Consider the following 26337-nt stretch of genomic DNA (forward strand, 5'->3'; position numbering starts at 1 on the left):
GATCCAGCGAAGACAGCCATCACGACACCGGACAGTGAGACGATCAGCTATGCCGACCTGATCGCTCTATCCGGCCGATTGGCCAATGTCCTCGCCGCCTGCGGGGTCAGGCTTGGCGACCGGGTTGCGGTTCAGGTCGAGAAATCGGTACCGGCACTGGTCCTGTATCTGGCAGCCGTCCGGGCCGGGGCGGTCTATCTGCCCCTCAATACCGCCTACACGCTGGCGGAACTGGAGTATTTCATCGGGGATGCCGAGCCTGCCTTGGTAGTCTGTGATCCTGGCAAGCGTGAAGGGGTTGAGCAACTTGCCGCGAGGGTCGGCGCTTCGGTCGAGACATTGGATGCCAAAGGGCAGGGCTCCCTCATGGAGGCTGCCACCGACGCCCCTGAGACGTTCGCGACTGTCGAGAGGGCCGGTGATGACCTTGCGGCAATCCTTTACACCTCGGGCACGACCGGCCGCTCCAAGGGCGCCATGCTCACCCATGACAACCTCGTCTCGAATGCCCTCACCTTGATCGAAGCTTGGCGCTTCACGGCCGAGGACGTGCTGATCCACGCCCTGCCGATCTACCACACCCATGGGCTCTTCGTCGCCAGCAACGTCATCCTGCTCTCCGGCGCGTCAATGATCTTCCTGCCGAAGTTCGATGCCGATGAAATTTTCACCCTCATGGCGCGCGCGACGGCCCTGATGGGGGTGCCGACCTTCTACGTCCGCCTGCTGCAGCATCCCGGTCTCACCAAGGAGGCGACCTCCGGCATGCGCCTGTTCGTGTCAGGCTCGGCGCCTCTGCTGACTGAAACCCACCGAGAGTGGAGCACCCGCACCGGTCACGCCATCCTGGAGCGCTACGGCATGACCGAGACGAACATGAACACCTCCAACCCCTATGATGGGGACAGGGTGCCCGGCTCTGTCGGACCGCCGCTGCCGGGCGTGTCGGTGCGCATCACCAACCTGGACACCGGCGAGGAGCTGGCGACGAACGAGATCGGCATGATCGAGGTGAAGGGCCCGAACGTGTTCAAGGGCTACTGGCGCATGCCGGAAAAGACCGCCTCCGAGTTCCGCCCGGGCGGCTTCTTCATCACGGGCGACCTCGGCAAGATGGATGAGCGCGGCTATGTCCACATTCTCGGCCGCGGCAAGGATCTGGTGATCACCGGCGGCTTCAACGTCTACCCGAAGGAGATCGAGGACGAGATCGATGCCATCCCGGGTGTGTTCGAAAGTGCCGTGATCGGTGTGCCGCACAAGGATCTGGGCGAGGGGGTGACAGCTGTCGTGGTTCGCACAAAGGACACAGTAGTCGACGAGAAGGCAATCTTGGCGGCACTTGAGGGCCGCTTGGCGAAGTTCAAGCTGCCCAAGCGCGTTATCTTCGTCGATGAGCTGCCGCGAAACACGATGGGCAAGGTGCAGAAGAACGTGCTGCGTGAGAAGTTTGCCAACGTTTACCTTCCGTAGGTCCTAACCTCCTTCCCATGGGGCAGAGGATAGCCCAAGGAGACCATGTGAACTGCCAGGTGTCGGCTTCTGGGAAGTTCTGCTGATCTATACCTGTTCACAGAATTTCTCACGCCGTGAGTTGAGATGTGGTCTAAACTCAGTTTTGAGCGAAGGAGCTTTGCCCTGTTCCTCAAATCTGTGAAAGTGGTAGCTAGTGCCGGACTGCTCAGACAAAGATTGGGGCTTAGTTTGGTCCGGACGAGAGAAGCTGAGATTCTAGACTTAAGTTCCACAGAGTGTCTTCAATAAATTCGAAGGTTTACCGAAGATCCCCGTTAACTCGTTACGATAGGGAACTGCCTTGACTGAACCGTGCGACCTCTCTGCTCGTGAAGCGCGCCGCCTAATCGGCCGCAGGTCCCTCTCGCCCGTGGAATTGCTGGAGAGCTGTCTTACGCGCATCGAGCAGGTGAACCCTGCTGTCAATGCCTTCGTCGCCCTTGATGTGCCAGGGGCTCGAGCTGCAGCCAAACAGGCTGAGGATGCGGTCATGCGCGGGGACGATCTGCCGCTGCTGCATGGGCTTCCGGTTGGCATCAAGGATCTCGATGAGACGGCAGGGCTTCGCACCACGTGGGGTAGTACCATCTACCGGAATCATGTCCCGACCCATGACGCCGGGATGGTTGCCCGTATTCGGTCAGCGGGCGGACTGGTACTCGGCAAGACCAACACACCTGAATGGGGTCTTGGTGCGAACACACGCAACGCGGTCTATGGTGCAACCGGCAATCCCTTCGATCCGGCGAAGTCTTGCGCAGGCTCATCCGGCGGCTCTGCGGTCGCGCTGGCAGCTAACATGGTCCCGCTTTGCACCGGATCCGACATGGGCGGCTCTCTGCGCAATCCGGCGGCCTTTTGCGGCATTGTCGGTTTTCGCCCGAGCCCTGGACTTGTCCCGTCTGAGAAGCGGGCTCTTGGCTGGTCGCCACTCTCCGTGCTTGGGCCGATGGCCTGCAATGTCGAAGACCTCTGTTTGCTTCTGTCCGCCATGGCCTCGGATGATGCATGCGACCCTCTGGCATACACAATGCACGGAGCAGGTGTACGCAGCGCGCCTGGTTTGTTCTGGCCACCGCGGCAGGTCGACCTTGGGAAGCTGCGTGTAGCGGCAAGTGAGGACTTCGGCCAAGCACCAGTTGAGCGGATTGTTCGCGAGGCCTTCCAGGTCCGGGTCGAAGCCTGCAAGCCAATGGTTCGCGAACTGGCCTTCGCCCACCCCGACTGCAGCGGAGCCGATGAGAGTTTTGCTGTTCTGAGGTCAGCTGGCGTTCTTGCCACTCATCACGAGCGGTACAGGACCCGCCCGGAGGAGTGTGGTCCGAACCTCCGGGCCAATGTCGAGGAAGGCCTACACTACAGACTCGAAGACTACGCTCGTGCCCATGCGACGCAGACACAGATCTATCATTCTTTTCAGAGCTTCTTTCAGTCCCATGATGTTCTGATCACGCCTGCCATCACGATCAGCCCGCGACCATGGCGGGAGCTCTATCCGACGGAGATCGATGGGCAGCGGACACGCAACTACTTCCACTGGCTGGCGATGGCCTATTATGTGACCCTGTCAGGTCACCCTGCTGTTTGTCTGCCGGTTGGGCTTGACTCCAAGGGAATGCCCTTCGGCCTGCAGATTGTAGGTCCCAGAGGAGGAGACGCCTTCGTTCTAGGCGTCGCGGCTGCACTTGAGGAGGCGTTCAACAGTTCCCCGACGCTTCGTCGGCCAGTTCCAAACATTGAGCAACTCCGCATGGCTCCCCCAATCAGCAGCATGGATGGATTTCTCGGTTGGGCGTGAGCTCCCGCAGGGGCGTGTCGCTAAGTCGAGGCAGTTCCAGGTCCCGACACCGTGTCTGAGTCGGGTCAGTCAAAGCTTGTTGGGATTATCATGCGCCGTGATCCGCAACCCCGACCAAGGACACGTCCAGGATGATCTTACTCTCAGGCCCGCCGACATTGCTCATTCAATCGTGACCGGGAAGGGGATCTCCCAGGTGTTGCGGACCGAACCTCAACGCGCCTTCCCGGGTGCTCGGCGCGGAGCGACTGCGCGGCAGACTGCGCCCGCAACACAGATCATCCATCCGATCACCGTGTTCCCGGTGAGCTTGCTGAAGCAACTCCTATTTCGGTACTATCCAAGAGGACTCTGTCGTGATTACGTCTGACAACATCCTGTCTGCGCAGGAGCGCATTGCCCCCTTCATCCGGCGCACTCCGGTGCTGTCAGCCATGCAGATGCGCGATGGCAGCGGACTTGAGGGGCGGGTCACGCTCAAACTCGAGCTTTTGCAGGCAGCCGGCTCGTTCAAGGCGCGAGGTGCGATGAACCGCCTGAAGACCCTGCCGCCGGAAAGACTGGGGCACGGACTGGTGACCGCCTCCGGCGGCAATCATGGATTGGCCATTGCCCGCACGGCCCATGTCGCGGGCGTCGCGGCCAAGATCTTCCTGCCGTCCAATGTTGCACCCGATAAGGTTGCAAAACTCAAGGGATGGAATGCATCCATTGAACTCGTCGGCTCTGTCTGGGATGAGGCCAACGAGGCGGCCTTGGCCTTTTCGGCCGAGACTGGCGCGACCTATGTCCATCCGTTTAGTGATCCGATCGTCGTTGCAGGCCAGGGCACACTGGGTCTGGAAATCCTGGACGATATGCCGGACGTGGACACCATCCTGGTCGCGATCGGGGGAGGAGGGCTTATCGCCGGCCTGTCGACTGCCGTGAAGGCTCGACGTCCCCACGTCAGAGTGATCGGAATTGAACCGGTCGGCTCTCCCACATTGCGGGCTTGCCTCGATACAAAACGCCTCGTCACACTTGACACCGTCAGCACGCGGGTTCCCACCATGGCCTGCCGGCGAACGGATGAGGCGATCCTCCAAACGGTGATCCGCCACGTTGATGATATTGTCCTCGTCACGGACGATGAGATGCAGGCTGCGGCCCGCTGGCTCTGGTTTGAATTCGGCATTGCCGCCGATCTGTCGGGAGCGGCATCGATTGCGGCCCTAAGGGCCGAGAAGGTTCCGCGTTCAGCAAACGACCACGTTTGTGCCTTGATCTGTGGCGCAGGAACAGATGGGATGGCATAGGTGCAACCCGCATGAGGCCATCATGCGGGTTGCACCTAGAGACGGCGTGCTGCCAGGCGGCGGGAGAATGGCTCACGAGACCAGGAAGGTAGGGAGTTACCGATGACGCAAGTCCTGTGGCAGAACCTTACGGCCGCTGAGCTGCGCGACCGTGCCGGCCGCGGAGCCATCGTGCTCCTGCCTGTCGCATCTACGGAGCAGCACGGACCGCATCTTGCCACAGGTGTCGACGATGTCCTCTGCTCGGAGGTTTGCCGCCGGGCTGCGCTGAAGCTTGCAGGCCAGAACGCTCCAGTGGTCGTCGCGCCGACAGTTGGGATCGGGCTTGCCGAGCACCACATGGCTTTTGGCGGCAGTCTCACGCTTACCCTGCCAACCTACCACGCGCTCCTACGCGATTTGTGCGGCTCCATCCTGCAAGCCGGGTTCGGCAGGATCCTGATCGTCAATGGGCACGGCGGCAACATGAGCGCCCTGAATGCCTTGACGGTTGAACTCACGCGGGAGCTGGAAGCGCCGATCGCCACCACATCCTACTGGCTTCTCGCCGATGAAGCCTTTGCAGAGATCCTTGAGGATCAGCAGTCCATCCTGCACGCCTGCGAGGCCGAGACCTCGATGATGATGGCGGTTCGACCAGATCTGGTCGACGTCGCAGAATTACCCAATGCCCTGGGGCCGCAGGCAAGCGGAGCGGGTTCTGTGCTGAGCCCGCCATTGCACCGCTGGCGATCGTTTCAAGAGTTCGCCCCAACCGGGGTGATCGGTGATGCCCGTCGTTCTTCGGCTGACAAGGGCGAGCGTCTCCTAGAGGCGGCCTCAAGCGCCCTTGCAGACCAACTTGCCCTCGGCAAACCTTGGAACTGAATATCTCTTAACTTCTCTCAGCCCTTCACAGTGGAGCAGTATGGATGGTCGAGATCAATTCCACTCGTCTGCTTGAGGACCTGGCGGCGCTCCGACGGATCGGTGGCCACGGCACCGGCGTGGTGCGGGAGGCTTTCACTGCCACCGATCTGGAGGCGCGGCGTTGGCTTGCACGGCGTTTTGCGGAAGCAGGTCTGCGCCCTGTATGGGATCCAGTCGGCAACTTGTTTGGCTTGCCTCCCACAGGGAGGCCTGCGGTCCTCATCGGCTCCCACTCGGATACACAGCCTGAGGGCGGATGGCTCGATGGAATTTACGGTGTAATATGCGGGCTGGAGATTGCGCGCGCTGCGGAGGAAGCCGGCCTAAAAGGTATCGCCGTGGTATCCTTCGCTGATGAGGAGGGAACCTTCGAGCCGCTCTTGGGAAGCCGGGTTTGGAGCGGCGAGTTGCCCTTCTCGGCAGTCCAGGACAGGACTGACCGCAACGGCCGTAGGCTCCGCGATGTTCTTACCGGCATGCCTGAATTGAGAGCCGCGGAACATGTCCCACCTCAGCTCTTCAAAGCCTATATCGAAGCTCACATCGAGCAGGGCCCTATTCTGGACGACGCCGGCGAAGCGATCGGTGTGGTCGAGACGATTGTCGGGATGCAGCACGTCGAGGTGACGATCATGGGCGATCAGAACCATGCCGGAACCACTCCGATGGACCGCCGGCACGACGCTGTCATGGGCTTTGTGGCTTTTGCCCATGCGGTGGACGAAGCGTTCCGCTCCGAGGCCGCCCCCTCCACCGTATGGACCTTCGGGCGCGTAACGGTCAGCCCGAACGCCACATCCATCGTGCCGGGCCGTACCGACGCCATGCTCCAGATCCGCGATCCCGATCAAGCCCGCCTTAACCACCTCGCCGCCCGCGCCAAGATGATTGCAGAAAACATCAGCGTGAGGGGACCTGTTGAAATCAGAACGCAAGTGATCGCCAAACTCCCGCCAGCCCCGCTCGATGCTGCGCTGGTTAGCACCCTCGCAAGTGCTGCCGAGCGTCTGGCATCCGGACGGTGGCGGCGGATGGCATCCGGTGCCCTGCACGATGCGGTGCCCGTGAGCCGCATCTTGCCAAGCGCCATGCTGTTTGTGCCATCGATTGCTGGCAAGAGCCATTGCCTCGAAGAGGACACACGGCTTGACGATCTTGTCCAAGGTTGCACCGTTCTCGGAGCGGCCGTTGAACCACTGCTGTTGCGTAGTCCCTGAACCGTCAACTCTGGCTGGCTGCCCTCACTCGGACATGTGCCCGGACCAGCTGTTGCGGTCGGCTGATATGGCCCTTTACAAAACGAAGATCGAGGGCAGGGGCGCCTACCGGTACTTTGAGGCTGAGATGGACGCCCGAATCCAGAAGCGGTGAGCGCTTGAGCTTGATCTCAGGAGGGCGCTGCCGAACGGTGAGTTCGTGGTCCATTACCAGCCACTGATTGAGACTCGTACTGGCGAAGTCAGCGGGTTCGAGGCGCTCCTTCGGTGGGATCATCCGGGGAGGGGGCGCGTGCTACCGGACGATTTCATCCCGCTTGCTGAGGAGATCGGGTTGATCAACCAGATTGGGATTTGAGTGCTGAAGCAAGCATGCCTTGAAGCCTGCACATGGCCCACGAACATGCGCCTTGCTGTGAACCTTTCTGCTGCCCAATTCAAGAGTCGGACGCTCGTGCAAGATGTCTCCTCAGTGCTAAAGGCGTCGGGATTCCCTGCCCAGAGGCTTGAGCTTGAGATTACTGAGACAGTGATGTTGCAGGATACTGAAGCAACGCTTGCACTTTGTATTTCTATGGACGACTCTGGGACGGGCTATTCTTCACTAACCTTTTTGCGAAAGTTCCCCTTCAATAGAATTAAGATCGATCGCTCCTTTATTTCGGAGTTGCCCGAAGGACGTGATGCTGCAGCGATTCTGAAAGCTGTTGCCTCTCTTAGCCAAGATCTTGGAATGTCGACCACCGCAGAAGGCGTTGAGAACATGGCCCAACTCGAGAGGATCCGGCGTCAGGGTTGCGACGAAGTCCAAGGCTACCTGTTCAATCCGGCGCTTTCTTCTAATGGAGATAGCCGCACTTCTTCCGAGGGGTGTGAGCGGAGCCAGACCGCTGCCTAATAGGGGCCCAGCCCTTGGGAGTTGTCCTGTGGCGGAGGCGTTCCACAGCCCCTGCCGCTCTCCTTGCACCAGACCTCCGTGGGCTTCAGCCCCATTAGGCTCAATCCCGACGGGGATTTCTCATGAGCGTGGCTGACACAGCAGCCTGCAAGCGGTTGATGAAAACCATCTCACCTGTTCCCTTGTGGCTGGAGAAGATTGGGCGCAATTGGGCTGCCGCGGATAACCCTGGGCCTCTCCTCGCTAGCCGTTTGCATGCCCATCATCGTCCTGCCCTCCGCAAAGCGACAGGAGAATGGAATCACGCCAACGCGGCTCAATCAATGCCCGACTAAATCAACACTATCGGCACTCGTAAGACCTTAGCCCAAGGACAGCAATTCTCGCCTAAGCGGACACTCTCAAAAGGCGGGCGAACTTCAGTGCTTAACCACAGCGGCCACCAGCAGCGCAGGGACGACGTCGCCTGTACCGCAGCCCAGTGGCTCGATAGCAGGAGCTAGGCTGCGCGTACGCATTCCCTTCAGAAAACTGAGCGCACCGCCACACGGACCACGATGGTCCTGTACCAATGGAAGGAGCAGGCCGCTCCCGTTAGATGGAACTTCCGGTGGCTAGGCTTGTTCCGAATCGAGCTGATCGGTCCATTGGCAGGACCACCGCTGTCCAGGGAGGACCAGATGAGCGAACCCGAGGAAGCCCGTCAGCGCCCCGACACACCTCATTACGAGAATGCCACCGGCGGCTGGGGGTCGCTCAAAGGGGTGGGCCGCATCGTCGCCGACCAGAAGCCGACCTTCGGCGCCTTCCGCACGCTGATGCGCCAGAACAAGCCAGGCGGGCATATGTGCACCTCCTGCGCTTGGACCAAGCCGGCGCAGCCACACCTGTTCGAGTTCTGCGAGAACGGCGCCAAGGCGACGATCTGGGATCTCACGCGCGACCGCTGCACGCCCGACTTCTTCGCCGCGCACACCGTGACCGAGCTGCGCAGCCTGTCCGACCACGAGTTGGAGGAGACAGGGCGGCTTACTCATCCCATGCGCTATGACGCGGCTTCGGACCACTACGTCGAGACGACCTGGGAAGAGGCCTTCGAGGGAATCGGGGCGAAGCTCAAGGAGCTCGACCCGAAGTCGACGGTCTTCTACATGTCCGGCAAGGCCACCCTGGAGACCGCCTATCTCTATGCGCTGTTCGCGCGGCTCTACGGGCACAACAACCTGCCCGACAGCTCCAACATGTGCCACGAGACCACGAGCGTGGGGCTCAAGAGGGTGATCGGGGTCAGTGTCGGCACCTGTGTCCTGTCGGACTTCGATCATTGCGACCTGATCCTGTTCTTCGGGCAAAATACTGGAACCAACTCGCCCCGCTTCCTCCACACGCTCAAGGATGCGAAGGAGCGGGGCTGCAAGATCGTCACCTTCAACCCGATCCGCGAGCGGGGGCTCGTCGAGTTCGCCGATCCCCAGAACCCCGCCCAGATGACGGTGAAGCCTGCCACCCCGATCTCGGACATTTACCTCCAGGTTCGGCCCGGGGGCGACATCGCGGTGCTGGCGGGGCTGTGCAAGCGCGTACTGGAGCTCGACGCCGAGCAAGGGGGCACGATCCTCGACCAAGCCTTCATCGCGGAGCACACGACCTGCTTCGACGACCTCAAGGCGCGGCTGCGCGAGGTGTCCTGGGAGGAGATCGAGCGGGAATCCGGCCTGCGCCGCACCGAGCTCAAAGAAGTGGCGGAGATCTATGCCGCCTCGAAGAATGTCATCGGCATTTACGGCATGGGCCTAACCCAGCATGTCAGGGGCTGGCTCAATCTTGCCTTGCTCGTGAACCTGCTCCTGCTGCGCGGCAACATCGGACGGGAAGGCGCCGGCATCTCGCCCGTGCGGGGGCACTCCAACGTGCAGGGCCAGCGCACGGTAGGGATCACCGAAAAGCCCGAGAACGTGCCCAATGACAAGCTCAGGGAGCTCTTCGGCTTCGAGCCGCCGCAGGAGGAGGGCCGCTCCACCGTCGATCTGGTCGAGGGACTGCTCGACGGCTCAGTGCGGGGCGTCATCTCCCTCGGTGGCAATCTTGCCCGCGCCATCCCTGACCGGGAACGCGCCGAGGAGGCTTGGCGCGGTCTCGACCTCAACGTGCAGGTCGCGACCAAGCTCAACCGCTCGCACCTGCTGCCCGGGCGGGCCACCTGGCTGCTGCCCTGCCTCGTGCGGGCCGAGGAGGACATGCAGGCGACGGGACCGCAGGCGGTGACGATGGAGGACAGCCTGAGCATGATCCACGGTTCGCTCGCCAAGCGCCAGCCAGCCTCGCCGCATCTGAAGTCCGAGGTCGCCATCGTGGCGGGGATGGCTAAGGCGACACTGCCGCCGAACCCCAAGGTGAAGTGGGACGCATGGACAGGCGACTACGGGCTGATCCGCGACCTGATAGAGGCGACCTACCCCGACAAATTCGCCGACTTCAACGGGCGGCTGTTCACACCGGGAGGGTTCCACCGGGGCAACGCGGCGCGCGAGCGCGAATGGAAGACCGAGAGCGGGAAGGCCCAGTTCACCGCGCCCGAGGCGCTGACGGCCCTCGGAGAATCGCCCGAGGGCGAGGAGCTCACGCTGATCACGCTGCGCTCGAACGACCAGTTCAACACCACGATCTACGGCTTCTCCGACCGGCTGCGGGGGCTCTCTGGTCCACGCGACATCGTCCTCATCAATCCCGAGGAGATGGCGCGACGGGGTCTGTCGGAGGGGCAGGTGGTGACGCTCGAATGCGCCGTGGAGGACGGTGCCGAGCGGGTGGTACGGGGGCTGAGGATCGTGCCCTACGATCTGCCTGACACGTGCGTTGCGGCCTACTACCCCGAAGCCAATCCACTGATCCCGGTGGGCTATCACGACGAACTGTCCAAGACCCCGGCCTACAAGGGCGTGCCCGTCCGCATTCGTGCCGATGGGGCAGGCGCATGATGGCGGCGCGGCAGTGTGTAAACAAGCGCACGCGCCTGACCCTTTAGTTTTCATGAATATTGATCGATTGTCGTGGGGTCCGCGCCGACTAACAAGAAGCTCTAGTTTGCAGATCGAGCATTTCGTCTTGTCGAGCGTCAATCCTGACCCAGTTCTAAACTGATCGTGGCCGTCAAACGATGAAGGGAGAGCGCATGATCCAGGATTGGGGCAATCTCTGCGGCTTGGGGGCATCGTGCTGTTTCACCGTATGGTGCGGGCAGCCATGAGGGCCATGCGGTTTCTCACTGGTCTCGCGATCCTCCTCGTGCTGGGTGCAGGGGCGTTCGTCTCCTATGCGTGGCACTCGGCAATCGACCCCATTGATCCACCCTCTCAAGCAAGCTTCGATCGGACGCTCGTGGCACGTGGCGCCGACTTGGCTGCCATCGGCAACTGCAATGTCTGCCACACCGCTCCAGGCGGACAACCTTTCGCTGGAGGCCTTGGCATCCCGACGCCGTTTGGAACCATCTATTCGACCAACATCACGCCCGATCCGGAAACCGGCATCGGCCGCTGGCCGGAGGCGGCTTTCATCCGGTCCATGCGCAAAGGCGTGGACCGGGAAGGGCGGCATCTCTACCCTGCTTTTCCCTATGATCACTACACACTCGTGTCGGATGAGGATAACCGGGCCCTTTACGCGTTTCTGATGACGCGTTCAGCCGTTTCTGCGGCTCCACCGGAAAACGAGCTCCCGTTCCCGTTCAACATGCGGATGCTTCTGGCCGGCTGGAAGGCGCTGTACTTCCGTGAAGGACCCTATCAGCCAGACACGAGCAAAACCGCGGAGTGGAACCGGGGACATTACCTGACCGAAGGCCTGAGCCATTGCGGCGCCTGTCACACGCCGCGCAACCGGTTGGGCGCGGAGAAGAAGGATGAGTATTTCGCAGGAGCCGAGGTCGAGAACTGGACCGTCTATCCCATCAACGTGAACTCGCCGGCTCCGATCCCCTGGGAAGCAGACAGCCTCACATTCTACCTGCGCCATGGGTGGCATGAGCATCATGGAGCCTCCCGCGGCTCGATGGCGCCGGTCACGGCCAATCTCGGCTCGATTCCCGAACCTGACGTGAGGGCCATCGCCACCTATGTGGCCGATGTCATGGGCCGTCCGAGCCAGGAGCGGATTGCCCGAGGCGAGGCTGCCTTGGCGACGGTCCGTAAGGAAAGCGCGTCGCCTCTCGCATTGCGCGCAAGCTCCACCGGGAGCGGGATCGGCGAGGCCATCTTCCTCAGCGCGTGCCAGGGCTGCCATGACGGGCGCCGCTCCGTGCCGTTCGGAGGTCTCAATCTCCATCTCAGCTCCGCCGTCAACGCGCCCAATGCGCAGAACATTATCAATGTCACGCTCTTCGGCCTGCCTGCAGCCAAGGGCGAGCCGAGCGCCATCATGCCGGCCTATCGCGGTGTCCTGAGCCAGGATCAGCTTGTGGCCTTGCTCGACTACATGCGCGAGCGCTTCAGCGACCAACCAGCCTGGGCCGACACCCGAGAACGGGTCGCAGCGACGATGAACGGCGAACGCGAGGTGCCGATCTACCGCATGGATGGCACCACGCAGGCCCCACCGGAAACCAGCATGAGGACCGCACCATGGCCGTGACCCTCACCGTCAATGGTAAGACCCAGCAGGTCGATGCCGATCCCGAGACACCGCTGCTCTACGTGCTGCGCGACGATCTGGAGCTGAATGGAGCCAAATATGGCTGCGGTGTTGGGCAATGCGGCGCCTGCACCGTCATGGTCGACAACGAGGCCGTGCTCTCCTGCGTCACGCCAGTACTGCTGCTGGAGGGGCGCCGGATCAGCACCGTGGAGGGCCTAGGCACGATGGAGAAGCCCGGACCGATGCAGCAGGCTTTCATCGAGCAGCAGGCGGCCCAGTGCGGCTTTTGTATCCCGGGCATGATGATGCGTGCGCAAGCCCTCCTGCAGGCGAATCCAACCGTCGATGAAGCGGCGGTTCGCGCTCACCTCGAGCCTAATCTCTGCCGCTGCGGCACGCATATGCGGATCGTCAAGGCCGTGATGCGGGCCGGCGAACTGATGCACCAGAGCTCCCAGAGCGGAGGCTCCACCTGATGACACACTCTGATGTGAAGAACCCCACGCGCCGCGGCGTTCTCGCCGGAGGCGGCTCCCTGGTTGTCAGCTTTGCCCTGCTGTCACAGGTCCTCGCCCAGGAAGGCGAGGTGCAGGGCGCCTCACCGCCCGCCGAGCCAAGGCCAAAGCTGCCTGGAAGCCTGGCGGGCGATCCCTTCCTCGACGCCTGGATCCGAATCGACGGCAACGGCAAGGTATCCGTCTTCACCGGCAAGGCGGAGCTGGGGCAAGGCGTCAAGACGGCCATCATCCAGGTCGCTGCGGAGGAGCTTGAGATCGATCCGGCCACAATCCGCCTGATCACGGCCGACACCGGTCAGACGCCGAACGAGGGCTATACCGCCGGTAGCCAGTCCATGCAGAACAGCGGCACCGCGATCCGCCATGCGGCGGCCCAGGTACGGGACATCCTGATCGGCCAGGCGGCGGCCCGATGGCAGGTGCCAATCGATCAACTACGTGCCGAGAACGGCAGGGTGATCAGGGCTGATGGTCAGGCGCTTGACTACGGCTCTCTCGTTTCCGCCGAGATCCTTCATGTCGAGGCGACGCCGCAATCGCGCCTCAAGCCAGCGGATCGTTTCCGCCACATGGGTAAGTCCATGCACCGCGTCGACATTCCGGCCAAGGTGACGGGCGCGCCGATCTATGTGCAGGACATGCGCCTGCCGGGCATGGTTCACGCACGCGTGGTGCGCCCGCCGCGGCCGGGTGCGACGCTTGTATCCCTCGACTCAGCCGAGGTGGAGCGGATGTCCGGTGTTGTTGCCGTGGTGCGCAACGGCAGCTTCCTCGCCGTGGTTGCCGAACGCGAGTTCCAGGCGATCAAGGCAATGCAGGTGCTCGAGATGACGGCGCGCTGGTCGGAGGGCACGAAGTTTCCGAAGCCGGATGGTTTCATCCAGTCTTTCAAGAATCTTCCCTCGCAGCAGGGTGTCGTAGCGGAGCGCAGCCAAGACGGCGTTGCCGCAGCGCGCACATTTCAAGCCACTTTCACGCGCCCCTATCAAATCCACGGATCGATCGGCCCGTCCTGCGCGGTGGCCCTGCTGGAGAACGGCACCACCACTGTCTGGAGCCACACTCAGGGAGTTTATCCCGATCGTGCGGCTATCTCGGAGATGCTCCGCGTGCCGCCAGAACAGGTGCGTGTGATCCACGTGGAGGGATCGGGCTGCTACGGTCATAACGGAGCCGACGACGCGGCTGCGGATGCGGCGCTCATCGCTCAGGCGATGCCGGGCAGGCCGGTCCGCCTCCAGTGGATGCGCGAGCAGGAGCATGTGTGGGAGCCCTATGGGCCCGCAATGCTGACCGAAGTGCGCGCCTCGCTCGATCAAGCCGGTAGAATCGTTGAATGGAACTACGACCTGTGGAGCAACACTCACACTACGCGCCCGGGACCTGCAGGATCGCTCATTGCAGCCCATTCCCTGCCGACGCCCTTCCAGCCGCCGCCAGCCAAGCTCAGCATTACGCCATCCGGCAATGGCGACCGCAACGCGGTGCCGCTCTACGCTATCCCGAACATGCGCGTGATCTGGCACTTTTTGCCCGAAATGCCGCTGCGCGTATCCGCCCTGAGAGCACTTGGCGCATACGTCAATGTATTCGCGATCGAAAGCACGATGGATGAACTCGCCCTGATGGCAAATGCCGATCCGGTCGAATTTCGCCTGCGCCACATGGAAGATCCGCGCGGACGGGCGGTAATCGAAGCCGCCGCCGCGGATTTCGGATGGTCCAATGATCCCCTGCCGGAAGGGCGGGGGAGAGGTTTTGCCTTTGCTCGCTACAAGAACCTGGCAGCCTATCTCGCCATGGCGCTTGAGCTAGAGGTGGAGCGGGAGACGGGGCGCGCCCGTATCATCCGGGTAGCGTCGGCGATCGACAGTGGAGAGGTCGTCAATCCCGATGGTATCCGCAACCAGACTGAAGGCGGCATCATTCAGGCCGCAAGCTGGACCCTCTACGAGGCCGTTACCTTCGAAGAGAACGGCATCACCAGCATCGATTGGTCGAGTTATCCAATCATGCGCTTCGGCTCAGTGCCGGAGAGGATCGACGTTCGCATCATGGACCGACCGGGTGAACCCTTCCTGGGGACAGGCGAGGCGGCCCAGGGACCAACGCCCGCGGCTATTGCCAATGCCATTCGCCACGCGACCGGAAAGCGGCTCTACGACATTCCATTCCGCGCTGAAAATGTCAAAGCCGCCATCGGTGTCTGACTGTAAGCTGAAGCCCTGCGTCTGGCGGGCTTCCGCGAGGCCGGTCTCGCGCATCTATGGCTTGTCGGCCTCAATGCCGAAGTACTGAATTGAGAGCTTGCATCCTGATGGTATCTGATCAGGCTCGTTTGTTCTGCCATCACCCGTTTGAGCGCAATCCACCTCCGCACCAGCCAGAACACCGCAAGAGGGGATAGCAGGATCAGCATCATCCGGAATGACAACGAAGGGCTCGGTCAAGATGAACGCTCCATTGAAGGGGCACGTCGCCAGCGTGCAACCATGCCTGTGCGGCGGGGTTTTTAGGCATGAACCCTGACAGGAGAGCGTCATGGCCATTACCGTCTCCGATTTCATTTGGCAGCGTTTGCAGGCATGGGGCGTTCGCAGGGTCTACGGCTACCCTGGGGACGGCATTGGCGGATTGATCAGCGCTCTTGCACGGACGGACGGTGCCATCGATTTCGTCCAAGCCCGGCATGAGGAAATGGCCGGCCTCATGGCGTGCGGCGAGGCGAAGTTCACGGGAGAGGTCGGGGTCTGCATCGCAACGTCCGGCCCTGGCGCGATCCACCTCCTGAACGGCCTCTATGACGCTAAGCTCGACCACCAGCCAGTGCTTGCGCTCGTGGGGCAGCAGGCGCGAACGGCCATCGGGTCGCATTATCAGCAGGACCTCGATCTCCAGTCCCTGTTCAAGGATGTGGCCGGCGCCTATGTGGAGACGGCCTTTTCCCCCGTCCAGGTGCGGCATCTGATCGACCGGGCCTATCGCATCGCCAAAAGCGAACGCCGGGTCACCTGTATTATTCTCCCAAACGATCTTCAGCTTGCCGCGATGGAGCAGCCGACGCACGAGCATGGGATGACCCATTCGGGGGTCGGCATCGAGCTGTCGCCAGTCGTTCCGGATGCGGCGGCATTGGCTCGAGCGGCGGAGGTGCTCAACGCGGGCGAAAAGGTCGCCATGCTGGTCGGGGCGGGCGCTTTGCGGGCAACGGACGAGGTTATTGCCGTCGCCGAGCGGCTGGGCGCCGGAGTGGCCAAGGCACTTCTCGGGAAAGCCGCCGTGCCGGACAATCTGCCCTTCTGCACCGGGTCGATTGGCCTCCTTGGAACCAAGGCCAGCTGGGACCTCATGCAGGATTGCGACACCCTCCTCATGGTGGGTTCAAGCTTTCCCTACACGGAGTTCCTGCCGAAGGAAGGCCAGGCCCGGGCCGTCCAGATCGACCGGAAGGCAGGCATGCTTGGGTTGCGTTATCCGATGGAGGTCAATCTCCTCGGCGACTCAGCTGCAACCCTTTCAGCCCTCCTGCCGCTGCTCAATGACAAGACGGATCGGTCGTGGCGTGAGACGATCGAGACCAGCGTCGCCGCCTCCCGTGAACAGGTGCGCGGAATGGCCTTGGCTGAGGCCGATCCGATTAACCCGCAGCAGGTTGCCATGGAGCTCTCGCAGCGCCTGCCGGACCGCTGCATCGTGACGGCTGACAGCGGTACTACATCGGTGTGGTATGCGCGAAACCTCGAATTCAGGCGCGGAATGATGGGCTCTGTCTCCGGCACCCTGGCCACTATGGGCTGCGCTGTGCCTTATGCTGTCGCGGCAAAGTTCGCCCATCCCGACCGTCCGGTCGTCGCCCTCGTCGGCGACGGTGCAATGCAGATGAACGGGCTGACGGAGCTCATCACAATTTCGAAATACTGGCAGCGATGGGCCGATCCGCGGCTGGTTGTGATGGTGCTGAACAATCGCGACCTTGCTTACGTGACGTGGGAGGAGCGGGTCCAAACGGGAGACCCGAAATGGGAGCCCTCACAGGCGCTTCCCGACGTGCCGTATGCGGATTTCGCCCGATCGATCGGGCTCGGTGGGCTCAGGGTCGACGATCCGGAGCAGGTGGGCGCCGCCTGGGAGACGGCGCTCGCAGCCGACAGGCCCTTCATCCTCGACATGGTGACGGATACCAACGTGCCGCCGCTGCCCCCTCACATCACCCTGAAGCAGGCCCGCCACTTCATGGGTGCGCTTGCCAAGGGGGATCCGGAGACCGGCAGCGTTGTGGTCGATACGGCCCGGCAGATCATCGGATCAATCCTACCCTCGAAAGAATGAGGGTGTCGGCACGGGAAGCCGACCCCTCATGCATTGAGCCCACTTGATCGCTCCGGCCATTCCTGTTGGCTGACTGGGGACAGCCGGATCTGCTCTCCTTTGAGGTTCGTCCTGTCGCCGGAGGCCTGGGCTTTACGCTGGTTGGCCACCGCCGCCGGTGGCTCCGAAAATTTGCCCGGTGGAGTAGCTCAGCGCTGGGTCCGCGGCCGCAACATAGAGGCTGGCGATCTCTGCAGGCTGTCCCGGCCGGCCAAGCGGGCTCTGCGAGCCGAACTTCTGCAGCTTCTCGGGCGTTGCGCCGCCGCTCACCTGAAGCGGGGTCCAGAACGGTCCGGGTGCCACCGCGTTGACCCGGATGCCCTTGGGCGCCAGCTGCTTGGCCATCGACTTCGTAAAGTTCAGCACGGCGGCGCCGGTCAGGGCGTAGTCGACGAGGTCCTCCGAAGGATCGGAGGCCTGCTCGGACGATGTGTTGACGATGACGGCACCGGGCCCCATCCGCGCCACCGCGGCTTTTGTCAGCCAGAAGGGCGCATAGACGTTGGTCTTCATCGTGGCGTCGAAATCCGCGCTTGAGATCTCTGCAATGGCGGGCTTCGTCCGTTGGCGGGCGGCATTGTTGACGAGGATGTCGAGCCCGCCGAGTTCGCGAGCCGCGTCTTCGACCAGACGCTGACAGAAGGCCTCGTCGCGCAGGTCGCCTGGGATCGCGACCGCCTTGCGGCCAGCCGAGCGGATCAGCTCCACGACCTCGCGGGCGTCCGGCTCCTCGGCGGGCAGGTAGTTGATGGCGACGTCAGCTCCCTCACGGGCATAGGCAATCGCCGCAGCGCGGCCGATGCCGCTGTCTCCGCCAGTGATCGCGCCCGCTTGCCGGCGAGCCGGCCCGAGCCTCGATAGCTGGTCTCTCCGTGGTCGGGGCGGGGATTCATCTGCGAGGCCAGACCCGGCCAGGGCTGCTGCTGTACCGGAAAGGGAGGCTTTGGGTAGTCCGCGGCCGCCGGGGCGGTCGGTGCGCCCGGCTGCTTGGGTCCGTCCTGCGCCGCTGCGGGAGACGCCGCGGGAGCCGTGGCGAGTGCGGCACCGGCTATGAAAAGACGGCGTGAGCCGTCAACGTCGGTCATCCGACAGGTCTCCAGGGCGTGCGGGGTTACGCGTTTCAACGACTTCCTCCAGAACCGGTTCCGTGGCTGCAGGAGCGTTGAGCGCAATACATCGAAGCCCCTTAGAAGGGGTTCAAACAATCTACCATTCTGAGTTCATCGCGCGGGCGATCCGCTCCTTTGTCGACTGGAACGCGGAGGTCCGGAGGAGCAGCCCGACGAGCCTGCAAGCTAATCCCGATAGTTTCCCGGCAACTTTCCTCAACTGTCTGTTCCTATCACACCTCGGAAGGAACGCTTCAGTCCACTCATGAGGCAGTGAGCGGACCATTATTTCATTAGCTGTTTCGAAGCTGAGGCAGCACGTGGCGACCGAACGCCTCAATGAAAGCGCGTTGGTTGCTCGCCACGTTGTGGATCAGGATCTCGTCGATGCCGAGCGCGGCATAGGCGTGCAGCTGTTCGACATGGCGGCCGAGGTCGCTCGATATGGTGATCCTGAGATCCAGATCGGCCTCGCGTACGAAAGCCGCTGCTTTCTCGAACTGCTCAGGCGTACGCAGTTCCCAGGGAACGTCGCCTGCAAACAGGTTCGTTCCCCACTGGGCCAATGCATCATGGCGGAGCTCAGTCTCGTCTGAACCCCAAGCAACCTTGGCTTGAGCGAGTACTGGTTTGCCCTCGCCTCCGCCCTCCCGAAAGGCGTCAATGATCGGTTTGACAGCTTCAGCTGGTCCGCCCGCGACTGTAATCAGTCCATCGGCCCAGCCTCCAAGCCAGCGTGCCGTCTCGGGGGAAACCGCCGCGCCCACGATGAGGGGCGGGGACTCCGGACGAGTGTAGAGCTTTGCCTCCTCCACCACGATCAGGCCGCGGTGGGTGACAGTCTCGCCAGCCCAGAGCGCGCGCATGACATCGGCGCATTCGCGCAGGCGCGCATTGCGCTCGGCCTTGGCTGGCCAAGGCAAGCCTGTGATTGCCTCGTTCAGCCGCTGCCCGCTACCAAGCGCCATCCACAGGCGGTCAGGATACATGAATGCGAGTGTCGCTCCAGCCTGCGCAAGCACCGCTGGATGATAGCGGTAACCAGGCGCTGAAACCGTGCGGAAAGGCAAGTGCGTGCTCTGCATGGCTGCACCCAGCCAAGTCCACACGAAAGCAGCATGCCCAGGCCGCTCGTTCCAGGGGTGGAAGTGATCCGATGCGGATGCACACTTAAAGCCTGCCTCTTCTGCCAGCTGCACGCAATGCAGCAGCTCGACAGGTGAGAACTGCTCGTGTGAGCAGTGATAGCCGTAGACGCTCATTCCGGATCTCCTCCGAGCGGTGAAGGCACCCGTAGCAAGTGCTGACGTTCGTTGCAGGAGACCCGTACGAGCGCTAACAGAACTGTCCTCGTGTCTCGACTAGGCAGTTTACCTGTACTCACTTCGTCTTGAGATTGGAGAACATGAGCACCTTGCGCTCAAGATCAAATGTGGTGTGCTCGCTGAGCGCAAAGAGCTTCAGCATAGGATCCAGATCCTCAGCATCCGGCTGCAGGATGTACTCTTCCACGCCGTTATCCAGAATAAGCTGAACCGTGAATTTGCCTTCCTCTCCGCGCTCCTGCTCAGTCCAGGAGGCCTGGATGTCGGTGACCTGACGCACCTTGTAATGGCGCTCCAATTGCTCAGATTGCTTTTCATTCTGATCGGCCATGATGGGCTCCGTGGCGGTTTAGGAGGAGCGAGATGCGTCTCGTCAACCTATTAAGAAGCGTCAATCAGACATGTTCCATGCGCATCGGCTCGGCAGGTTCAGTTGAGGACACTTGCTGAAGGAGGGCCATTCTTGATCGCTCTTTCGAAGAAGGAAAATTCAAGATCCTCTCAAAACTGCAGCAGTCACCGAGTCCGGAAGTCAATCCAGTTAGGTCTACTCCTCATTGCGTGGCGCAGCAGCAGCACCTTTTCTAACGTTCTGCCTTGTCTCCACTCACAGTAAGGTCGACATAGCGTCGGGATCGGCGAGACCCATGTCGCGATCCCGATGCAGCAGGTTCAGGTCCGCTCAGGTCAGCAGAACGCCAATGCGACAGGGTCCGTGACTGGCACGACCCGTGCTCCCACGACAGGTACGGCGGGAACTAACACCGCCGGCACCAGCTCAACGATGGGAACGGCTGGCCAGAACACAGCACAGACTGGCGGAACCCAGACGGGCACGGGCGCCAATGCCAACGCACCTGAGCCGGATGCGATCATCGTCATGATGACGAGAGAGCAGCTTCAGAACGCTCCGCGGTTCCAGGACAACAACCGGGCTGCCGGTGCGGGTGGCGCCACCCGCACCGCTCCTCGACAGTAAGGATCGTGCGATCGAGTGGGGAGGAGCTCAGTCCTCCCCGCCATCTCTGTGAGTAGAGTTGGTCGCGCTGCCAATATGATCCTGTTGCCTCGTCAGATCAGGTCGGATAGGGGTCCGATCACCATGCTCGGTAAACCGGATCAGTACCTGAGGCTGTACAAGCCTTGAGTATCACATTCGCTCACCAGAAATACCTGTCCCGCTGTAGGCTGTGGCGTCGTCGGCGTCACAGGGATTTCCTGCGGCGTTGTCGGCGGGACACCGACCGGCTCGCCTGGAGGTGGAATGTTTCCAGGTGTGGTTGGCGGCACTCCGATGGGCTCAGGCTGCGGTGTCTCAGGAGGAGTGGGCGGGCTGACCGGAGCCGGATTAGGATCGGCCGGGGTCGGTTCAGGATAGGGCTGGTTCGGCAAAGGAATTGGCATCCAGGTAATGCTCCACTGTTTTTGCAAGGACCTGTGACAAACACCGTGAGGGGACACTCAGCCATGCCTGCCGAGAACGCTCCTCCCGGCTACAAACATGCATCTCCGTCGCGTACATCAGTGCTCAATGCTTCCGGGCTACTTTGCCACCACCGCACAGGCGAGACGGTCACCGGCTTCGCCAGAGGGCTGTGAGCGATAGTCGTCCGCTTTGGCGTGGATGAGAATAGCTGATCCGTCCTGATCGAACAGAGTGCCCTCACCAGTGCCCAGCGTCACGTTGGGATTGATCACGTGGGCGCGCAGCTTGCCATCCTGGCCGACGAACTGGTTGGGCATGTCGCCGGCATGCGGGCCACCCTCGGACTGATGGCCGTGTTTTTGCCCCTGCAGGCTGTAGTGGTCGCCCGCGGACTCGAAGCGGGTGTTCGGCTCGCACTTGCCGGTCTCATGAATGTGGAAACCGTGCTCGCCGGCTGGAACACCTGCGACGTCGACGTTGATCAGGACACCATTGGGCGTCTGCGTCAGGGTAGCGCTGCCCACCTGCTGGCCTTTAGCATCGACAAAGGTGGCCCGAGCCGTCTGCGGTGACTGGGCGAGACCTGGCCCTGTCAGCGCCAAAAGACAGGCAATGCCCAACAACGGTGTCCTCATCACTTTCTCCCGATTGGTTGTGTCGGTAGTACGAGTGCGTTCAGGCACAGCCTGCGCTATCTGCTATCGCTCAATCGGTCCCAGGACTGATGGTTCCAAAGTCAGCCCTGCATGCCCCATTCCACTGCTAGATTGGTCGCGGCGGCAGTGGCTCACGCGCAGGGCCGTGGATTACGGGCCCGTCGGGCTCGAACATGGAGACATGGCAGCGTCAATCCCAGGTGCGGTCAGCATTGTTCCAAGTCACAGTGCAGCCCTTGTGGGTGCAAGTCGCTAAACGGCAGGTTGCCGGGTTCTTCTAGGAAGCCCGCAGCCATCGAAGCCTCTGTATGTATACAGAGGCTTCGTCCACAGTGTGGCTTTCCAGAATGTGATCGAAGTGCTCAGAAAACTAAGCTCTCCACAAGCGCGTCATGGCTAGGGTGATGGCACGGAGCAACGGGAACGCACGCTCTATTTGGCCGTTGAACGCCAAGTCCAATCTCAATGTATTAGGTTAACAGGCTGTTCTTCACACGAGGCCGGCTTATGCCTTTTTGTACGAGCCAGTAGGTTGTTGCTACCAGCTTGGCCTTTGCAGATTGACAGGCTTTGCAGGCAGAGCCTCACTCTACAACAAAGAGGATGTTTTGGCCTTCGACAGTTTCTCGATCTGGCTCAACGGCGGCATCTTCGCGGTGAGCGCCATCATTGTCTGGATGGCAGGCAGTCGCCTTGCCTCTTATGTGGGCGGTATCGCGGGTCAGACCGGCATCGGGCAGGCCTTTACGGGCATGCTTCTGCTGGGTGGGATCACCTCGCTGCCGGAGATTGCAACCGTCACGACGGCCTCCTGGACCGGCAACGCGCCGCTCGCCGTCAACAACCTGCTCGGCAGCGCCGCTATCAACATCCTGCTTCTCGCCATTGCCGATGCCGTGCTGGGCGGCAACGCCCTCACGTCGATCATCGGCAAGCCGGCAACGCTCCTGCAGGGAACACTCGGCATGCTGCTGCTGGCTGCCGTGACCGTCGTCATTTTGGCACACGACATCCCTATCGCCGGTGTGGGGCTGGGCTCGACGGTCCTGATTGTTCTGTGTGTCTCCTCACTCTGGCTCTCATCCGGGTACGAGCGTCGACACGTATGGACCGCGATCGACGACGAGCCGGACACAGGCGATGTGCCGGGCGAGGACGATCAAGGGGAGGATGAGACCGAAAAGCAGCCCTTGCGCACGCTCATCATTAAGACAGCCATTGTCGGCATCCTGATCCTCGGCGCCGGTTTCCTGCTCTCCCAGACGGGCGACGCCATTGCGCAGCAGACTGGGCTGGGCGCAAGTTTGGTGGGTCTTGTGCTGGTGGGCTTTGCGACCTCGCTGCCGGAACTCAGTTCCATCATCGCGGCGGTGCGCATCCGCCGGTACGAGATGGCGGTTGGTGACATCTTTGGCACGAACCTGTTCAACATCGCGTTGATCTTCATCGCGGACCTCGCCTATCCCGGTGGCCCAGTTCTGGCCCAGGCCGGCGCGTTCGAGGCTGTTGCGGCCCTTGTTGGTCTTGTCCTGACCGGCGTCTTCGTCATCGGGCTTCTGGAGCGCAAGGACAGGACGGTTGCCCGCATGGGCTATGACTCGCTGGCGACCATCGTGCTGTACATCGCAGGGCTTGTGGTGCTGTACGTACTTGACCAGCGCAGCCCAGGGAGCGGGGGCTAAAGTGACCATCTGTAAGCCGATCAGGGCTCGCGAGAGCCTTTGCCGTCCATCCCACCACTGAACTGAGCGACTATTCAGATGATTGCGGTCGCACCTTCGTGACCGTCCGGTGAGGATCGGAACAGGCTGTGGGGCGTTGGCGGGCAACTCATGATGTCTGGGAGCTAGCTATGCGCAGGTCCATTGCTCTTGCTTCTGCCTTTACTGCCGCCCTTTGCGTGGCGCATGCGCAGGAGAACCGGGTTCAGACAGTGACATCCCAGACCGGCAAGGTTCGGATTGAGACCATCGCACGCGGGCTGGAGCATCCCTGGGGCTTGGCCTTCCTCCCGGACGGACGCATGCTGGTGACCGAGCGCCCTGGGCGACTTCGGGTCGTGTCGAAGAAGGGCCAGATCTCTGAGCCTTTGTCGGGCGTGCCCAGGGTCTTCGCGCGAGGGCAGGGGGGCTTGCTCGATGTGGCGCTCGCCCCTGACTTTGCGTCCAGCCGCCTTGTTTATCTCACCTATGCCGAGCCGGGCGAGGGTGGCACCGCTGGCACCGCTGTGGCGCGGGGTCGGCTCAACGATGCCGCCACAGGGCTCGACAACCTTCAGGTAATCTTCCGGCAGCAGCCGAAGGTGGAAGGTCCCAACCACTTCGGCTCGCGGCTCGTCTTCACGCCTGACGGCAAGCTCTTCGTCACGCTGGCCGAGCGCTTCAAGTTCGATCCGGCCCAGGATCTTTCCGGCCATCTTGGTTCAATCGTGCGGATCAATCCTGATGGAACGGTGCCGAACGACAATCCTTTCGTCGGCCGCCAGAACGCCCGACCCGAGATCTGGTCCTACGGGCACCGCAACATCCAATCTGCGGCTCTGCACCCGCAGACCGGTGCGCTGTGGGTGGCCGAGATGGGCCCGAGAGGCGGGGACGAGCTAACTCGCCCAGAGGCTGGCAAGAACTACGGCTGGCCTGAAGTGAGCTGGGGCCGGCACTACGACGGACGCGACATCCCGGATCCGCCATCCCGGCCGAACTTCGCCGGTTCGGTGCACCAGTGGACGCCCGTGATCTCACCCTCCGGCATGACGGTCTACACTGGTGAAGTGTTTCCCGCTTGGCGCGGCTCGCTGCTCATCGGCGGGTTGAGCGCCTCAAGCATCGTGCGTGTCACTCTTGATGGCGAGAAGATCACAGGCGAGGACCGCATCAATCTGAATGCTCGGGTCCGGGACGTGCGCCAAGGGCCTGACGGGGCAGTCTATGCCTTGACAGATGCCGATAGCGGGCGGCTCGTGCGCCTGACACCAGAAGGTGGATCATGATCATGTTGGTTTCGCGGCTCCTCTGAGCCCTATCGAATGCCTCAGGGGAATGAAGGGATCATCCGCCGCCGATTGAGGATCGTGCCAAGCGAACTGACCACGAAAGGCTGTTCTTCGGATTTGGGCTGATCGCTGTCGCTGCTGGGTCAGGGCAGTAGGTCCCGTAATGGCACAGGCTCAGGCAAGCCTGACAAACTGGGCCTTCCCTCGTGTGGGTCGCCTCGCCACCCTGGGTCTCACCGTTTGGATGAAACGACAGGCAATGGCAAAGCTGAAGCAGCAGAGCTAACAAAGAACACCGTAACACCATGGCTGATGAGGTCAGGTTCCGATCAACGTGTGATCCACGCGTTTCTTCCGCAGAGATCGATGTAGATTGAGCTTATCCATTCCGTATCGCCCCGCGTTCAGGAACAAGGGCCTCAAGTGAACATTGCCCCAACAGTCGAGAGGAGGCTCTCCCATGCCTGACGAAAAGATTGACGAGAAGCAGCCTGCACACGCGGAGAACGAGCTTCGCAAGATGCAGCAGCGCCTCGTGGATGATACCGTTGATGACAGCTTCCCCGCCAGCGACCCGCCGGCCTGGACAACCACAGGCCCCAAGAGCGTTGCTGCCAAGCACGAAGGCGATGAGCGCCCAAACGCTCGCAAGAGCTCAATGGTTCGGAGCGTCGTGGATCAGGCCTCAAGCCTTGCGGAGGACGCCTATCGGCACAGTGGGGAGTCACTCCAGCAGTTCCGGCGCCGCTTTCCCGAGGCAGAGCGCTTTTCCCGTCAGGGCGCCAAGAGCATTGCTCAGCCCATCCAGCAGTATCCGACTGTGGCCCTCCTAGCCGCTGCGGCCGCCGGGTACGGTCTGGCTTGGCTGATCTATGGCCGGACAAGCACGACCCAGTTCTACCTTGGTGGACAGCGCCAATCGGCGGGGCCCCGACGCTCCGCGCATCGCGAGGGCGTCGTCACACCCGGAGCTGAACCATCAGGGGATAGTCCAAAGCCGCACGGCGACAAGTACGCCGACGTGGTCCGGACCATCACGGATGAAGAGAGCAGATAGCAAGTGCGGAGTATGCAATGGCCAAGCAGTCAAAGGCGCAGAAGGACACGGTGCATCGGGTGATGCACGAGTTCAAAGAGGGCAAGCTTAAGATCCGTGGCTCTGGTCCCAAGGTGAAGAACCCGAAGCAGGCGATTGCGATCGCACTGCATGAGGCAGGTGCGTCGAACCAGGAGAGCCCGAAGAAAAACCGGGAGAACTTGAGCAAGACCAAATCGAAAGAGCGCAGGGGCGAGACTGCGTCAAAGAAGAGCGTGTCGAAGAAAACGGCGTCACCTCGTGAGCGGCTTAGCGGCAAAGCATCAAAAGCTGGCCGGGCTAAGACCCGTGCAGAACTCTATGCCGAGGCCAAGCGGCGGGATCTGCCGGGCCGTTCCCGGATGAGCAAGGCCGAGTTGGAACGCTCACTTCATCGCTAGAAGGGCTGGGACTGTTCCCACATGGGTCCAGCGCAACTCGGAGTGCCAACTCGTTCCGGAGATCTCTGATGACCACAATGAAGGCGGTGCGCATCCATCGCTTCGGCGGACCTGAAGTTCTGACGCTCGATGACGTGCCTTGGCCGCAGCCGAAGGACGATGAGATCCTGGTGCGGGTTCACGCGGCGAGCGTGAACCCG

General features: G+C 61.9%; 18 protein-coding genes and 4 pseudogenes. 17 read left to right on the forward strand and 5 right to left on the reverse strand.

Going from position 1 to position 26337, the window contains the following annotated elements:
* From JQC81_RS26790 to JQC81_RS26845, 11 genes and pseudogenes are all read left to right on the forward strand, one after another.
* On the forward strand, nt 1–1473 hold a 1473-nt coding region (locus JQC81_RS26790; protein ID WP_203274847.1), incomplete at its 5' end, for a malonate--CoA ligase.
* 343 nt (nt 1474–1816) lie between these two features.
* Nucleotides 1817–3313 carry an amidase gene (locus JQC81_RS26795; protein WP_203274848.1) on the forward strand — a complete coding sequence of 499 codons (1497 nt, stop codon included), beginning with the start codon at nt 1817–1819 and terminating at the stop codon, nt 3311–3313.
* Between the two features lie 356 nt (nt 3314–3669).
* Nucleotides 3670–4611: a threonine ammonia-lyase gene (locus tag JQC81_RS26800; protein WP_203274849.1), complete on the forward strand. Its 942-nt coding sequence runs from the start codon at nt 3670–3672 to the stop codon at nt 4609–4611.
* 102 nt (nt 4612–4713) lie between these two features.
* The gene (locus tag JQC81_RS26805; RefSeq protein WP_203274850.1) at nt 4714–5478 is read left to right on the forward strand and encodes a creatininase family protein; all 765 of its coding nucleotides are present in this window, start codon (nt 4714–4716) and stop codon (nt 5476–5478) included.
* 44 nt (nt 5479–5522) lie between these two features.
* Nucleotides 5523–6737 (forward strand): hydantoinase/carbamoylase family amidase, encoded by a 1215-nt coding sequence (locus JQC81_RS26810; protein ID WP_203274851.1) that lies wholly within the window; start codon nt 5523–5525, stop codon nt 6735–6737.
* A 178-nt stretch (nt 6738–6915) separates the two neighbouring features.
* Nucleotides 6916–7635: pseudogene (locus tag JQC81_RS26820) on the forward strand (putative bifunctional diguanylate cyclase/phosphodiesterase); the annotation flags it as partial.
* A 680-nt stretch (nt 7636–8315) separates the two neighbouring features.
* Nucleotides 8316–10613, forward strand: coding sequence for an FdhF/YdeP family oxidoreductase (locus JQC81_RS26825; RefSeq protein WP_203274854.1), 2298 nt, complete (start codon nt 8316–8318; stop codon nt 10611–10613).
* A 265-nt stretch (nt 10614–10878) separates the two neighbouring features.
* On the forward strand, nt 10879–12264 hold the full coding sequence (locus JQC81_RS26830) for a cytochrome c (RefSeq protein ID WP_203274865.1): 1386 nt from the start codon (nt 10879–10881) through the stop codon (nt 12262–12264).
* Nucleotides 12255–12743 carry a (2Fe-2S)-binding protein gene (locus JQC81_RS26835; RefSeq protein WP_203274855.1) on the forward strand — a complete coding sequence of 163 codons (489 nt, stop codon included), beginning with the start codon at nt 12255–12257 and terminating at the stop codon, nt 12741–12743. The genes JQC81_RS26830 and JQC81_RS26835 overlap by 10 nt, the downstream gene beginning before the upstream one ends.
* Nucleotides 12743–14995, forward strand: coding sequence for a xanthine dehydrogenase family protein molybdopterin-binding subunit (locus JQC81_RS26840; RefSeq protein WP_203274856.1), 2253 nt, complete (start codon nt 12743–12745; stop codon nt 14993–14995). The genes JQC81_RS26835 and JQC81_RS26840 overlap by 1 nt, the downstream gene beginning before the upstream one ends.
* Nucleotides 14996–15326: 331 nt before the next feature.
* Nucleotides 15327–17114, forward strand: coding sequence for a thiamine pyrophosphate-requiring protein (locus tag JQC81_RS26845; RefSeq protein WP_203274857.1), 1788 nt, complete (start codon nt 15327–15329; stop codon nt 17112–17114).
* Between the two features lie 132 nt (nt 17115–17246).
* On the opposite strand, the pseudogene JQC81_RS26850 reads toward JQC81_RS26845, so the two are convergent.
* The 3 genes and pseudogenes from JQC81_RS26850 to JQC81_RS26860 all read right to left on the reverse strand — a co-directional run bounded on the left by JQC81_RS26850 (nt 17247) and on the right by JQC81_RS26860 (nt 19918).
* Nucleotides 17247–18238: pseudogene (locus tag JQC81_RS26850) on the reverse strand (SDR family oxidoreductase).
* A 317-nt stretch (nt 18239–18555) separates the two neighbouring features.
* A complete protein-coding gene (locus JQC81_RS26855) occupies nt 18556–19524 on the reverse strand; it encodes a TIGR03885 family FMN-dependent LLM class oxidoreductase (protein WP_203274858.1) in 969 nt (322 codons plus the stop codon).
* A 118-nt stretch (nt 19525–19642) separates the two neighbouring features.
* The gene (locus JQC81_RS26860) at nt 19643–19918 is read right to left on the reverse strand and encodes a hypothetical protein (protein ID WP_203274859.1); all 276 of its coding nucleotides are present in this window, start codon (nt 19916–19918) and stop codon (nt 19643–19645) included.
* A gap of 330 nt (nt 19919–20248) precedes the next feature.
* On the opposite strand from JQC81_RS26860, the gene JQC81_RS26865 reads away from it, so the two are divergent.
* A complete protein-coding gene (locus JQC81_RS26865; RefSeq protein ID WP_203274860.1) occupies nt 20249–20566 on the forward strand; it encodes a hypothetical protein in 318 nt (105 codons plus the stop codon).
* 563 nt (nt 20567–21129) lie between these two features.
* Here JQC81_RS26865 and JQC81_RS26870 read toward each other — a convergent pair.
* On the reverse strand, nt 21130–21648 hold the full coding sequence (locus JQC81_RS26870; protein WP_203274861.1) for a superoxide dismutase family protein: 519 nt from the start codon (nt 21646–21648) through the stop codon (nt 21130–21132).
* Nucleotides 21649–21775: 127 nt separating this feature from the next.
* Nucleotides 21776–21922, reverse strand: a pseudogene (locus JQC81_RS34695) (Rieske (2Fe-2S) protein); the annotation flags it as partial.
* 355 nt (nt 21923–22277) lie between these two features.
* On the opposite strand from JQC81_RS34695, the gene JQC81_RS26875 reads away from it, so the two are divergent.
* From JQC81_RS26875 to JQC81_RS33480, 5 genes and pseudogenes are all read left to right on the forward strand, one after another.
* Entirely contained in the window at nt 22278–23351 is a 1074-nt protein-coding gene (locus tag JQC81_RS26875; RefSeq protein ID WP_246520686.1) for a sodium:calcium antiporter, read from the forward strand.
* A 170-nt stretch (nt 23352–23521) separates the two neighbouring features.
* Nucleotides 23522–24658, forward strand: coding sequence for a PQQ-dependent sugar dehydrogenase (locus JQC81_RS26880; protein WP_203274862.1), 1137 nt, complete (start codon nt 23522–23524; stop codon nt 24656–24658).
* 463 nt (nt 24659–25121) lie between these two features.
* Nucleotides 25122–25718 carry a hypothetical protein gene (locus tag JQC81_RS26885; protein ID WP_203274863.1) on the forward strand — a complete coding sequence of 199 codons (597 nt, stop codon included), beginning with the start codon at nt 25122–25124 and terminating at the stop codon, nt 25716–25718.
* Nucleotides 25719–25735: 17 nt separating this feature from the next.
* Complete coding sequence (locus tag JQC81_RS26890) at nt 25736–26137, forward strand: DUF6496 domain-containing protein (RefSeq protein WP_203274864.1); 402 nt, start codon at nt 25736–25738, stop codon at nt 26135–26137.
* A 77-nt stretch (nt 26138–26214) separates the two neighbouring features.
* Nucleotides 26215–26337 (forward strand): annotated as a pseudogene (locus tag JQC81_RS33480) (NADP-dependent oxidoreductase); the annotation flags it as partial.

Source organism: Microvirga arabica, assembly GCF_016811235.1.
GTDB lineage: Bacteria > Pseudomonadota > Alphaproteobacteria > Rhizobiales > Beijerinckiaceae > Microvirga > Microvirga arabica.